12 protein-coding genes are annotated in these 14,130 nt (G+C 31.3%); all 12 read left to right on the forward strand.

All coding sequences use genetic code 11. The features are described from left to right. The first annotated feature begins 40 nt into the window (after positions 1 to 40). Complete coding sequence (gene wecB / locus H0I26_RS03260; RefSeq protein ID WP_218700992.1) at positions 41 to 1,174, forward strand: non-hydrolyzing UDP-N-acetylglucosamine 2-epimerase; 1,134 nt, start codon at positions 41 to 43, stop codon at positions 1,172 to 1,174. 27 nt (positions 1,175 to 1,201) lie between these two features. Continuing rightward, positions 1,202 to 2,413 (forward strand): glycosyltransferase family 4 protein, encoded by a 1,212-nt coding sequence (locus tag H0I26_RS03265; RefSeq protein ID WP_218700993.1) that lies wholly within the window; start codon positions 1,202 to 1,204, stop codon positions 2,411 to 2,413. Beyond that, on the forward strand, positions 2,406 to 3,008 hold the full coding sequence (locus H0I26_RS03270) for a sugar transferase (protein WP_218700994.1): 603 nt from the start codon (positions 2,406 to 2,408) through the stop codon (positions 3,006 to 3,008). The genes H0I26_RS03265 and H0I26_RS03270 overlap by 8 nt, the downstream gene beginning before the upstream one ends. After that, positions 2,974 to 3,657 (forward strand): acetyltransferase, encoded by a 684-nt coding sequence (locus H0I26_RS03275; protein WP_256935243.1) that lies wholly within the window; start codon positions 2,974 to 2,976, stop codon positions 3,655 to 3,657. The genes H0I26_RS03270 and H0I26_RS03275 overlap by 35 nt, the downstream gene beginning before the upstream one ends. Positions 3,658 to 3,660: 3 nt before the next feature. Then, entirely contained in the window at positions 3,661 to 4,788 is a 1,128-nt protein-coding gene (locus H0I26_RS03280; protein ID WP_218700995.1) for a DegT/DnrJ/EryC1/StrS family aminotransferase, read from the forward strand. 95 nt (positions 4,789 to 4,883) lie between these two features. Further along, positions 4,884 to 6,848 carry a polysaccharide biosynthesis protein gene (locus tag H0I26_RS03285; protein WP_218700996.1) on the forward strand — a complete coding sequence of 655 codons (1,965 nt, stop codon included), beginning with the start codon at positions 4,884 to 4,886 and terminating at the stop codon, positions 6,846 to 6,848. Then, positions 6,848 to 8,146 (forward strand): UDP-glucose dehydrogenase family protein, encoded by a 1,299-nt coding sequence (locus tag H0I26_RS03290; RefSeq protein WP_218700997.1) that lies wholly within the window; start codon positions 6,848 to 6,850, stop codon positions 8,144 to 8,146. Before H0I26_RS03285 ends, H0I26_RS03290 begins: the two co-directional genes overlap by 1 nt. Beyond that, the gene (locus tag H0I26_RS03295; protein ID WP_218700998.1) at positions 8,147 to 9,139 is read left to right on the forward strand and encodes a UDP-glucuronic acid decarboxylase family protein; all 993 of its coding nucleotides are present in this window, start codon (positions 8,147 to 8,149) and stop codon (positions 9,137 to 9,139) included. It abuts the gene before it with no gap. Positions 9,140 to 9,142: 3 nt separating this feature from the next. Then, complete coding sequence (locus tag H0I26_RS03300; protein WP_218700999.1) at positions 9,143 to 10,552, forward strand: exopolysaccharide biosynthesis polyprenyl glycosylphosphotransferase; 1,410 nt, start codon at positions 9,143 to 9,145, stop codon at positions 10,550 to 10,552. A gap of 3 nt (positions 10,553 to 10,555) precedes the next feature. Then, a complete protein-coding gene (locus H0I26_RS03305) occupies positions 10,556 to 11,338 on the forward strand; it encodes a glycosyltransferase family 2 protein (protein WP_218701000.1) in 783 nt (260 codons plus the stop codon). A 1,185-nt stretch (positions 11,339 to 12,523) separates the two neighbouring features. Then, positions 12,524 to 13,285, forward strand: coding sequence for a GLPGLI family protein (locus H0I26_RS03310; RefSeq protein ID WP_218701001.1), 762 nt, complete (start codon positions 12,524 to 12,526; stop codon positions 13,283 to 13,285). Between the two features lie 144 nt (positions 13,286 to 13,429). Continuing rightward, positions 13,430 to 14,125, forward strand: a complete 696-nt coding sequence (locus H0I26_RS03315) for a GLPGLI family protein (protein ID WP_317618229.1) — start codon at positions 13,430 to 13,432, stop codon at positions 14,123 to 14,125. The last annotated feature ends 5 nt before the right edge of the window (positions 14,126 to 14,130 follow it).

Here is a 14,130-nt window from a genome sequence, read left to right on the forward strand (position 1 = left end):
AAAAAAAAAACTATTTTTGCAATAATTAAAATTTTGATTAATGAAAAAATTAAAGGTATTAACCGTAGTTGGTACACGACCAGAGATTATAAGATTATCATGCACACTTATCTCACTAGATAATAACGATGCTATAGACCATGTTTTAGTACATACAGGTCAGAATTACGACTATGAATTAAACGAAATATTTTTTGAAGATTTAGGACTTAGAAAACCTGACTTTTTCCTTAATGCAGCAGGTAAAAATGCAACCGAAACAGTTGGAAATATTTTAATTGCAATAGACCCTATTTTAGAAGAGCAAAACCCTGATGCATTTTTAGTTTTAGGAGATACTAACTCTTGTTTGTGCGCAATTCCTGCCAAAAAGAGACAAATTCCTGTTTTTCATATGGAGGCAGGTAATAGATGTTTTGATCAACGTGTACCCGAGGAGACTAATAGGAAGATAGTAGACCACGTTTCGGATATAAATCTAACCTATAGCTCAATAGCTAGAGAATACTTGTTAAGAGAGGGGCTATCTCCGGATAGAGTTATAAAAACAGGTAGTCCAATGTATGAAGTGCTTAACAAGTTTAAGCCAAAAATTGAGGCTTCAAGCGTCCTTGAAAGATTAGGGTTAGAAAAGCAAAAGTTCTTTGTGGTATCTTCCCATAGAGAAGAAAACATCAGTAATCCTAAAAATTTTAATGGATTAATAGAGTCTTTAAATCAAATTGCAGAAAAATATGATTATCCCATTATTGTTTCTACACATCCACGAACACGAAATATGCTAACTGCTAAAAACGTTAAGACTCATAAAAATATTCAATTTTTAAAACCATTAGGGTTTAATGATTATAACGCACTACAAATGCATTCTTTTGCTGTGCTATCAGATAGTGGAACAATATCTGAAGAGTCGTCGATTCTTAATTTTCCGGCATTAAATATCAGAGAAGCGCATGAACGCCCAGAAGCAATGGAAGAAGCATCAGTAATGATGGTTGGCTTAAACCCAGAACGTATCTTACAAGGTTTATGTGCTTTAAAGCAACAAGAAAGAAACCCAGATCGAAATTTCAGAGAAGTTTATGACTATTCTATGCCAAACGTTTCAGAAAAAATAGTGAGAATAATATTATCATATACAGACTATATAAACCGTGTGGTTTGGAGTAAATAGTAATACTAAAATTTAAATTTTTAATATATGAATGTACTTTTTTTAACAATGGCTAAAATAAATAGTATTGATGAGAGAGGTATTTATACAGACTTGTTAAGAGAGTTTATAAACAATAAATATGATATCTATATTGTTAGTCCTGTAGAAAGGAAACATAAAAAAAAGACCTCATTAATTAAAAAAGATAAAGTTCAAATATTAAATGTGAAAACATTTAATATCCAAAAAACCAATATTATAGAAAAAGGGATTGGTACTCTAGCAATAGAGTATCAATATTTAAAAGCGATAAAAAAACATTTTTCAGATGTAAAGTTTGATCTTATTTTATATTCTACACCTCCAATAACGTTTTCAAAGGTTATTAGTTATATAAAAAAAAGAGATAATGCTTATGCTTATCTGCTTTTAAAAGATATTTTCCCTCAAAATGCAGTAGATTTAAAATTGATAAAAAAGGATGGGTTTTTGCATAAAATGTTTCTTAAAAAAGAACAAAGACTGTATCAACTCTCAAACACTATTGGTTGCATGTCTGAAGCTAATAAACAATACGTTTTAAAGCATAACCCTACAATTAAGGCGTCTAAAGTTGAGGTAAATCCTAATAGTATTTTTCCAATAGAAGTAGAAGAAAAAACAGAAGAATTTAAAAAATCTATTAGAAAAAAACATAGTATACCAGAGAATAAAAAAGTTTTCATCTATGGTGGTAACCTCGGTCAGCCTCAGGGAATAGATTTTTTATTAAAAACAATGGAAGTAGTTAAAAATAAAAATGTTTTTTTCTTAATTGTTGGCTCTGGGACAGAGTACCCGAAAGTTTTAAATTGGTTTCAATCAAATACACCTCAAAACGCAAAATTGTTACCTTATTTAGATAAAAAAGATTATGATGATCTTGTTAGTGTTTGTGATATTGGATTAATTTTTTTGCATAAAAACTTTACTATACCAAATTTCCCCTCTAGACTGCTCTCTTATTTAGAGATGAAATTGCCGGTGTTAGCAGCTACAGATGTCAATACGGATATTGGTAAAGTAATAGAAAATAATAATTGTGGTTATTGGGTTGAGTCAGGAGATGTTAAAGCCATGTTGATAGCAGTTGATAAAATAATTAGTAATGAACAACAGTGTAATAATATGAAAGAAAATGGATGGCAATTATTAAAAAAAGAGTATCATGTGTCCAAATCTTTTAAATTAATAAATAAAAAATTAGAAGATGTATAAACTCTTTTTTAAAAGAATTTTTGATTTAATATTTTCCATTGTAGGATTGGTTGTGCTTTTTCCGTTTTTTATAATAGTACTAATATTATTGGCTATAAATAATGAAGGTAAACCCTTTTTTTATCAGTCTCGACCAGGAAGAAATGAAAAAATCTTTAAGATTATAAAGTTTAAAACCATGACAGACAAAAAGGATGACTCAGGCAGTTTATTGCCAGACGTAGCAAGATTAACAGCTTTAGGTAGATTTGTACGTAAATCATCCTTAGACGAAATACCGCAGCTTTTAAACGTGTTAAAAGGCGATATGAGTTTAATAGGTCCAAGACCTTTACTTCCAGAATATCTATCGTTGTATACAAGAGATCAAAGTAAAAGACATAATGTAAAACCAGGAATTACAGGTTGGGCACAGGTTAATGGCCGTAATAATATCGGATGGAAAAGGAAATTTGAATTAGATGTTTGGTATGTAGAAAATATTAGTTTTATATTGGATATTAAGATTTTATTTAAAACAGTAGCAAAAGTTTTAATGTCAAAAGATATTAACACCGAAAATGAAGCAACAACAACTAAATTTACAGGAAAATAATATAATTATGGATAAAATTGCAATTTTAGGTGCTGGAGGATTTGGAAGGGAGATTAAAACTTTGATTGATAGTCTAAATAATTTTGAAAAGCAATATGATTTAATTGGTTTTTTTGATGATAACATTGAAAAAGGAACAATTGTTAATGGTTTAGAGGTTTTAGGTGGCGTGGATGATATAAATCAAGTTGACTATGAAATGCATATCGTTTTAGGGGTTGGTGTACCGAACGTTAAGGAAAAATTAATATCCAGTATTTCGAATTCAAAGATTAGTTTTCCAAATTTGGTACACCCTTCAGTCATAATGTCTAAGGATGATGTTTTATTAGGTCAAGGAAATATTATTTGTGCGGGAAATATTTTAACATGTAATATAAAAATAGAAGACTTCATAACGCTTAATTTATGTTGTACAGTTGGTCATGACACTATAATAAGGAGCTATAGTTCATTTATGCCTACCGTTAATATATCTGGGGAGGTTGAAATAAATCGATCGGTTTATGTTGGTACAGGAGCAAAAATTATTAATCAATTAAGTATTGGAGAAAATACTATTGTGGGTGCTGGGGCTGTTGTAGCAAAAACGCTACCTGCTAATTGTACTGCAGTTGGTATTCCGGCTAAACCAATAAAATTTCATTAAAGTATGAACACAAAAATATGGCTATCCTCACCACATATGGGGGGGACAGAGCAAAACTATATAAAAGAAGCGTTTGATGCTAATTGGATAGCACCTTTAGGACCTAACGTAAATGGTTTCGAAAATGATTTAGAAAGGTATTTAGGTCAAGATAAAAATGTAGCTTGTTTATCGTCAGGGACAGCAGCCATACATTTAGCACTAGTACAATTAGGAGTGATTTTAAATGACGAAGTAATATGTCAAACGTTTACATTTTGTGGGTCTTCCAATCCAATTGCTTACCAAGGCGCTACACCTGTTTTTGTAGATAGCGAATCTGAGACATGGAATATGTGTCCAAAACATCTAGAAACGGCTATAAAGGATAGAATTTCTAAAGGTATAAAGCCTAAAGCAATTATCATTGTTCATTTGTATGGTATGCCTTCGAAAATTGATGAGTTATTAAAAGTAGCTTTAAAATATAAAATTCCTGTTGTGGAGGATGCAGCAGAAGCTTTGGGGTCTACTTATAAAGGTAGACAATGTGGTACGTTTGGAGACTTCTCTATACTGTCGTTTAACGGTAACAAAATTATAACTACTTCTGGTGGAGGAGCTATGGTTTGTAATACCGAAGAAGATAAAAAGCAGACCATCTTTTATGCTACACAAGCAAGGGATAATGCATCGCATTATGAGCATTCTAAGATAGGTTATAATTACAGAATGAGTAATATTAGTGCTGGAATAGGTCGTGGACAAATGGAAGTCTTAGATAAGCATATCGGGTTGAGAAGAGATATGAATGCGTTTTATGTTAACTTGTTTAAAGGAGTCAAAGGTGTTGAAGTTCAGAAGCAACCTAACAGCGATTTTTATTCTAATTTTTGGTTAAGTTGTATATTAATTCATGCAGACGCGCCTTTTACAAAAGCACAGTTTCAAAGCGTCATGGAAGACGCAAATATAGAAACTAGACCGTTATGGAAACCTATGCATATGCAACCAGTGTTTGAAGGTGCTTTGTATTTTGGTGATAAATTAAGTGAGGGCTTATTTAAAAAAGGATTGTGTCTGCCGAGCGGTTCAAATTTGGAACAAAAGGATTTAGACAGGATTACTAAAGTCGTAAATGACTTGTTGTAAATAAGTATATTCCTTTCACATCGCGGCTTTGCATATAATTTTGATGTATTGTCATTATATTTTAAGATATTTGTTAACTATTATTAAAGATACAAATGCTTAAACAACTAAAACAAGCTCTATTCCAAGTTTTACAATCTAGTCAAAAGAGAATAGATTTTAAAAATGTAAATTACTTACCAAGGTGGGCCATACTTTGTTTTGATACGTCGATATTGATGCTCTCTCTGTTTTTTACTAAGATTATTGTTAGTAAAATACAAAAAGCACCGTTTTTTAATTTAGGTTTTTCAAAAGAGGAATTTATTATTTTATTCATCAATGTCCTGTTTTTTATTCTATTCAGAACGTATGCTGGTTTAATACGGCATTCGACATTTATTGATGCGGCAAAATTCTTTTTAGCTTCGTTAGCAACATTGCTAACAGTTTTAGGGGTGTACTATAGTTATTTCTTTTTGGTTGATGATGATTTGTTTTCAATACCACAACTTTTTATTTACTCAATAGTGTCTTTTTGTGGCTTATTTTTGTTTAGGATTTTAGTAAAGCAAGTCTTTGAAGTGTATCAGCGTTATAGTGAGGAAGAATCTAGATTGAATGTCTTGGTTTATGGGACAGGAGAAAATGCAATAGCCATTGCAAGTGCTTTAAAGTCTGAAAAACCATCGCGATACAAAGTTTTAGGTTTTATTGATAAAGATGGTAAAAATAAAAGTAAAGAGATATTGGGTTTGCCAATTACTCATCTAAATCGTAATACTGCGGTTTTACTGAGAATTAATAATGCACAAGCTTTAATTATAGCAGATAGTACACTTACAAAAGAGGAAAGTATTAAAATAGTAGACAGCTGTTTAGAATACAATTATAAAGTGTTTAGAGCACCCTTATTGTCTGATATTGAAAAAAACACAACACTTTCTAATCAAATTCAAAAAATTCAAATTGAGGATATTCTGGAGAGAGATCCAATAAAGTTAGATAACAAATTAGTGGCTAAAGAGATATTTAATAAATGTATTTTAGTGACAGGTGGTGCTGGTTCCATTGGAAGTGAGATTGTTAGACAGGTTGCAAGTTATAAGCCTAGTAAATTGTTAATTTTAGATCAAGCGGAGTCTCCTTTATATAATATTCAATTAGAGATCAAACATGATTTTCCAAAATTAAATTTTGAAGCTATTATTGCAGATGTTAGGAAGGCAGATGTTTTAGAGGAGGTCTTTAAAACGCATAAGCCTGAAGTTGTATACCATGCGGCAGCTTATAAGCATGTGCCTTTAATGGAGAAACATCCTTCAGAAGCTATTTTTGCTAATGTTTTAGGAACAAAAAATGTTGCAGATTTATCCTGTAAATATAAAGCAGAAAAATTTGTTATGGTGTCTACAGATAAAGCTGTAAATCCAAGTAATGTTATGGGGGCGTCAAAACGTATCGCAGAAATTTATGTGCAAACATTGCAAAATAAGGTTGTTGATAGTAAAAACAGAACACATTTTGTAACAACAAGGTTTGGTAACGTTTTAGGTAGTAATGGGTCTGTTGTGCCTTTATTTAAACGCCAAATAGAAGAGGGGGGGCCATTAACTATAACACATCCTGATATTATAAGATACTTCATGACTATACCGGAAGCTTGTCAGTTGGTATTGGAAGCAGGCGCGATGGGAAATGGTGGTGAGATTTTTATTTTTGATATGGGAGAGGCTGTAAAAATCATAGATTTAGCTAAGAAAATTATTAGATTAGCAGGTTTTACGCCTTATAAAGAGATAGATATAAAAGTGGTTGGACTAAGGCCAGGAGAAAAATTGTATGAAGAGTTATTGAGTGATGAATCTACTACACTACCAACTTATAACGATAAAATCATGATTGCTAAAGTCGAAAATAATTCTAATAATAAGATTGAGAATGATATTACGGAATTAATCGCTTTTGCTAAGGATAAAGATAATAATGCAATAGTTATAAAAATGAAAGAAATTGTTCCGGAATTTTTGAGTATGAATTCTGATTTCGAAATTTTTGATAAAAAAACAACGCAATTTTAATGAAAATAGCAGTAATTGGTACAGGGTACGTCGGTTTAGTAACGGGGACGTGTTTAGCAGAAACAGGTAACGAAGTGCTTTGTATAGATATAGACAAAGCTAAAGTAAAGCAAATGCAAGATGGAGAGGTGCCTATTTATGAACCTCATTTAGACGTCTTATTTGAGCGAAACATTAAGGCTGATAGACTTAAGTTTTCTACTAGTTTGGAAGAAGGCTTAACGCATGGAGATATTATTTTTCTGGCATTGCCTACTCCAGAGGATGAGGATGGTTCTGCCGATTTAAAATATATTTTAGGAGTAGCAGATAATATCGGTAAGTTAATAAAAGACTATAAAGTTATTGTCGATAAAAGTACAGTCCCTGTTGGTACATCTGATAAGGTTAAAGCTGCTATTGCAAAACATGCTAAAGTAGATTTTGATGTGGTGTCTAATCCTGAATTTTTACGTGAAGGATTTGCTGTAGACGACTTTTTAAAGCCAGAACGCATTGTTGTTGGTTCAAGTAGTGATCGTGCTACAGAGCTTATGCAAAAGCTTTATAAGCCATATGTAAGGTCGGGTAATCCAATCATTGTTATGGATGAAAAATCTGCAGAGCTAACTAAATACGCTTCTAATTCCTTTTTAGCAGCTAAAATCACGTTTATGAATGAGATTGCTAACTTTTGTGAAAAAGTAGGTGCTGATGTAGATAAAGTTAGAATCGGTATGGGTACAGATTCTCGTATTGGTAAACGTTTTTTATTCCCGGGAATCGGTTATGGTGGATCTTGTTTTCCTAAAGACGTAAAGGCTTTACATAAATCTGGATTAGATAATAATTATGATTTCAAAATTTTAGATGCTGTTATTAATGTTAATGCTAGACAAAAGTTAGTGTTAATTCCTAAAATTGAAACTTATTTTAATAATGATTTAAAAGGAAAAAATATTGCGATTTGGGGATTAGCATTTAAACCAGAAACTGATGACATACGTGAAGCGCCTGCGTTATACATGATTGAAGCATTGTTAGAATCTGGATGTAATGTTACAGCCTTTGATCCAGAAGCAATGCCTAATGTTAAACGTAAATTGGGTGAACAGATAAATTATGCAGATAGTATGTATGAAACGTTGCAAGATGCTGATGCACTAGTTATTTGCACAGAATGGAGTGTTTTTAGAACTCCCGATTTTAATAAAATGAAAGACTTAATGAACAGCCCAACAATCTTTGATGGTCGTAATTTATACGATGTAAAAGACGTTATCAACGAAGGGTTTAAATACGTATCAATAGGAAGATAAATGAGTCAAAAAAAAGTTTTAATTACGGGAGCAGCTGGTTTCTTGGGTTCGCATTTATGCGACCGTTTTATTCGTGATGGGTATTTTGTTATCGGAATGGATAATTTTATAACAGGAGACCCTAAGAATATAGCACATTTAGCTTCAAATTCAAGCTTTCTTTTTATTCAACATGATGTTACCAATTTTGTAAATATAGAAGGTGATTTAGATTATATTCTTCATTTTGCTTCACCAGCAAGTCCAATAGATTATCTTAAAATTCCAATTCAAACCTTGAAAGTAGGGAGTATAGGGACTCATAATTTATTAGGCTTAGCTAAGGCAAAAGAAGCAAGGTTACTGATTGCATCAACTTCCGAGGTTTATGGAGACCCGCTAGTACATCCGCAAACTGAAGACTACTATGGCAACGTCAATACAATAGGTCCAAGAGGGGTTTATGACGAAGCGAAGCGTTTTCAAGAATCAATAACGATGGCGTATCATAGGTTTCATGGTTTAGAAACGCGCATTGTTAGGATATTTAATACTTATGGGCCTAGGATGCGACTTAACGATGGTCGTGTTATACCCGCATTTATGGGACAAGCGCTGCGAGGTGAGGATTTAACTGTTTTTGGAGCTGGTATACAAACGCGTTCTTTTTGCTACGTTACAGATCAAGTAGAGGGAATTTATAGGTTATTATTAAGTGATTATGCTAATCCAGTAAATATTGGAAATCCTCATGAAATTACAATAAAAGAGTTTGCAGAAGAGATTATTAGCTTAACAGGAACCACTCAAAAAGTTATATATAAAGATTTACCTGTCGACGATCCAATGCAGCGTCAACCAGATATTACGTTGGCTAAAAAGTTATTAGACTGGGAGCCTAAAGTAGGTAGAGCAGAAGGTATGAAAAAAACCTTCGATTACTTTAAGAACTTAACAGCTGCAGAGCTTTATAAAAGTGAACATAAAGATTTTTCAAACTATAATAAGGAATAGTTTATGGAGTATAAACGCGGAAGGTACTCTTGGTTACTCCGACCTTTTCTTATCATTTTTGATGTAACTATCATAAATGTATTGGCGTTTTACTTTTTTAATTTTAACCAAACTGAAATTGATTTTTTTTCAATAGACTTTTTAAATAACAAGCACCTCTTATATATTACATATTCTACGGTGTTTTGGTTAGTGTCTACTTCTTTTTTAAAGTTTTACGAAGTTTATCGGTATACGTCAACTATCAATATTTTTTCACTTATAATTAAGCAGTTTGTCGTTTTTACTATTATTGTGTATGCTTTTATTGGTGCGTTTAGGAGTATTGATGTACAATCTTATACTACTTTAGAGTACTTGTTTTTAAGTTTTGCTAGTATAACCACTATTAAATTAGTAAGTTTTTATGGATTAAAATCTTTTCGTTCTTTTTTGAGAGGAAATGTAAGGCGTGTAGTAATAATTGGTAAAGGAGAAGGTGCTCAGGAGTTAAAACAGTTGTTTACTAAACGAAAAGAACTGGGATACAGTATTAAAGGGGTGTTTGCAAATAGCGACAACCATAAGTTTACCGGTAATATTGCGGATAGTTTTACGTTTTTAAATGAAGGGAACGGAATTGATGAAATTTACTGTGCAATTGACGAGCTGACTGAAAAAGAAGTAAACGACTATGTTAAACACGCAGAGGTTAATCACTGTAACATAAAATTTATACCAGCAACTAGTAAGTTGCTGACTAAAAGGCTAAAAACTGATTATTATAATTATTTGCCTATCTTATCAATGCCTGAGGTGGCCTTGAACAATGATTTCAATAAGTTTGTTAAACGTCTTTTTGATATGGTTTTTTCATTGCTAATTCTTCTCTTAGTGTTATCGTGGTTAATACCAATTTTGTTTGTTATAATTAAATTGGAATCTAAAGGGCCCTTATTTTATACGCATAAACGAAATGGAATAAACTACAAAGAGTTTAATTGTCATAAGTTTAGGTCTTTAAAAATCAATAAAGTTGTAGAAGGGACTTATATTACTCAGCACGATGATCGTGTTACTAAAATAGGGCGATTTCTACGAACAACAAGTTTAGATGAATTTCCCCAATTTTATAACGTATTAAAAGGAGATATGAGCGTGGTTGGTCCACGTCCGCACATGTTATCGTACACAGATGATTATTCTAAAAAAATTGACAAATATAATTTTATTTTCAGACACAATGTTAAACCGGGTGTTACAGGTTTGGCGCAAATAAGAGGTTTTAGAGGAGAGATTAAAAATGATCAAGATATTATTAATCGCATTAAGTTTGATAATTATTATATCGAAAACTGGTCATTGGTCCTAGATATTAAAATTATTTTTAAAACGATTATTAACGTCTTTAAAGGTCAAAAAGAAGCCTATTAATAAATGACACCATTAGTATCCATAATAACGCCTTTATATAACTCGGAAGCCTTTCTAGAAGAAACTATTACTAGTGTTCTAAATCAGTCCTATTCTAATTGGGAGTTATTATTAGTGGACGATTGCTCTATAGATAATACAATGGTGTTAGCTAATAAGTATAGTGCAAATTACTCCAATATTATAGTGTTAAAAAATCAAAGCAATGCTGGAGCAGCAGTTTCAAGAAATAAAGGAATAACCGAGGCAAAGGGAGTGTTTGTGGCTTTTTTGGATGCAGATGATTTATGGAAACCTAATAAATTAGAGGTTCAAATTAAGTTTATGCAAGCTAATAACTGTGTTGTGTCTTATACTAGTTATGAGCAAATTGATGAGTTTAGTAAACCTTTACATAGATTAGTTAAAGTATTACCAGAGCTTAGTTATAACAAATTTTTAAAAACAAATTACATAGGTAATTTAACAGGTATGTATAACGCTAGTGTTATAGGTGAAATTATGGCTCCTAATCTACGCAAACGCCAAGATTGGTTGTTGTGGTTGTCTGCTATAAAAATGTCGGGTAAACCTGCTTTGGGTATTTCAGAGTCATTAGCTTATTATCGCGTGAGACGCGACTCTATATCTTCAAATAAGTTAGCGTTGTTGAAACATAATTATTGGGTCTATAAAAAAGGGTTAAGATATTCGACTTTAAAATCTTTGTATAGAATGCTTATTTTTATTTGGGAACAGTTTTTTGTTAAGTCAAGGTTGATTGTATCCACAAAGCCTCAAAAATAACACTATTACAATTTGTAGAGTCCTTGTGTAAATTTAGAAGCTTTCTTTGTTTTAATTTAGGGTAATTAACTTTAAACGTTTTAATGTTTAAAGTTGCTTTAAATTTCTTAAAAATTAGAAAAATCAATTAAAATAATATCGAATAGGTTCGATGTGTGGTTTGAGCCACAACAGATATTGAGCGGAACACCTTGTTTTCGACCAAATGCATGAAAATCCGATTAGTTTATTAGGGTTTTATAGTAAAAAGTATAGTTTAGCACCGTCAATTAGAAACTCGTTTGATTTAGTCATTAAAAAAATAATTTTTGACGCATTTTAATTTTAACTAGCGCTAGTATTTTAATGTTTTGTTTCTTAGTCTGTGTTTATTGATAATTTTCATCAATTGAATATTGGCTAATTCTTCTTTGGGTCTACTTAGTTGTTATTTCATTTTATACAGAATTGTAATAAGTTGATAGTAAGTAGAATTATGAGTTAGTAGGGTTTTTTTTAAGCCTTTTAAGAATACTATTTTGTTGAAATAAATTGTAGTTTGTGTTATTTCTTGAATTTAGAAGAATAACTATTCAATTTTGTTTATAATTTCTATTTGGTAGTACAATAAAGCTCTTGAAAAAAATAAACGCGATTTTAATTAAAGTGAAAAATGCTTTTTTTACTAAGATAAAAACTAATAGTTCATATGTAGTTTCGTTTTTAGTTTAGAAAATTATCTATTTTTAATGATAGTGTTAATGTTATGGTAGCTCTAATTTTTGAATTAGAAAATACTGCCTCAGTTGACGGAAGTCTAATATATTGAATATTAGTAAATTACAGTCAAACGAACTATGTAAGTTTAAAACTTTTTTCTCAGTCTTGTTTTTTTCATTTGCTTATTTTGCTGAAGGTTATTCTTGATGAATTATAATACTGGATTAAACAGTTGTAATTATAGAAGAGGTTGATAATCATTAAGATAATTTAGGTGTTATTTCTTTTTGTGATAAGGATGTAGAGTAACTGTTTCTTTGTCTGTTCGGAAAGAAGGTGTTTTAGGTAGGACAGTTGGGACTAATAATAAAGAAGATAATCAGATAGTTAAAGTAATAGTTGTAATAAGGAGATAAACTATAATAGGAGTCTATAAATAGACTCAAAATAAATTAATTTACTAGTAACCTTATAAATTTAATAGTAATGAGAAATCACATAGTTTTAGTATTTATTTTAAATTCATTTTTTGTATCTAGTCAAACAAACGGTTATGTAGAGTATGATGTCAGTAAAAATTTCGCATGGGATTTTCATACTGTTAAAACGTTAAGTTTTAATGAGACACAATCTATATTTACAGCGCTTAAAAAGGTTGAAAGTGATTCTGAAGTGACTACTGATGAGAAAACAGGTGGTTTGTCAGTCATTTTTAGATCAAAGACTAAGCGGTTTGTTTTAAATGATTTAGAAAAAGATTCATTATTTAATCAAGAAATATTCTACAAACAAAAACCTATTACAAAAGAAAAAACAACTGTTATCCCATGGAAGCTTCAAGACAGTACTAAAACAATTGGAGAATTTAAGTGTCAGTTGGCTATTGGGGAATTTAGAGGAAGGACTTATCATGCTTGGTTTACGCAAGATATTCCGGTCAGATTTGGACCATGGAAATTACAAGGTTTACCTGGGTTAATTTTAGAGGCTAATGATGAGCAGTATAAAGTTAGTTATCGAGCAAAAAAAGTTAGTATTTCTCCAATGATAATAGATTCAATTAATACAGATGAAGCAATCGAACTTCAAAGTTTCATTAAGGCCAAACCACAGTATTTGAAAGAAATTGAAAAAAACATGGGTTCTAAATTACCAAGAAACGGTACGGTTGAGATGAATCTTCCAAATAGAAATACCCAACAAGAAATTAGTTATGAATGGGAGGTTGAAGTTATTGAAAATCACTAAAATGTCACTATGAAATTTAAAGTTTTAATAATAATTTTATGTTTTGTCAGTCTAACTAGGGCTCAAAACAACGAGGGAGCTACTAAAATAGATACCCTGAACAACTAATACCAAATAGAATACACGGTTAATTTCAATAATTATATTCCTCTCTCTAAAAAAGGAATTTTAATACCGTACCTAAAAGAAAATAAATCTAATTATTACGAAATGCCTTTTGATGAAGATAACGCAACAAAAGACGATCCGAATGATTCGGAAATAAACGAAACTATTGTTGTTGGTAAAAAAAATGTCATAAAACGAAACTATACAAACCTTAATACAAATAAGCTATCCTCTATAGAGACTATAACGTTTGACAAGAGTTTGTATTTAGTAACGGAAGCACTCCCAAAATTGGAGTGGGATCTAAGCCATGCCGACACCCTTAAAATAGGCACGTATATGTGTAATAAAGCAACAACAAGTTTTAGAGGTCGTAATTATATAGCATGGTATACCAATGATATTGCCATTACTTTTGGACCATGGAAATTTCATGGATTACCAGGTTTAGTTTTAGATATGTATGACGAAACACATAAATACGAATGGATTGTAACTAAAATAAGTAAAAAAGTAATTAATGAAAAAACGCTTAATCAAGATAAGCATGATGTAAACATAGATTTAAAAGCGTTTGTAGCATTAAGAGAAGAGGTGTTTAATAAAAAGATGAATAACTTTAAAAATAATCTAAAATCAAGACAAGACAGAGGGACAAATGTCTCAGTAGACACCTTTAATAAAAGGCAAGGACGTGAGTTGTTGTTTGAATGGGAAGACAAAAAACAATAGTAATA

Origin of the sequence: Olleya sp. HaHaR_3_96, assembly GCF_019278545.1 — a bacterium.
Taxonomy (GTDB): Bacteria; Bacteroidota; Bacteroidia; order Flavobacteriales; family Flavobacteriaceae; genus Olleya.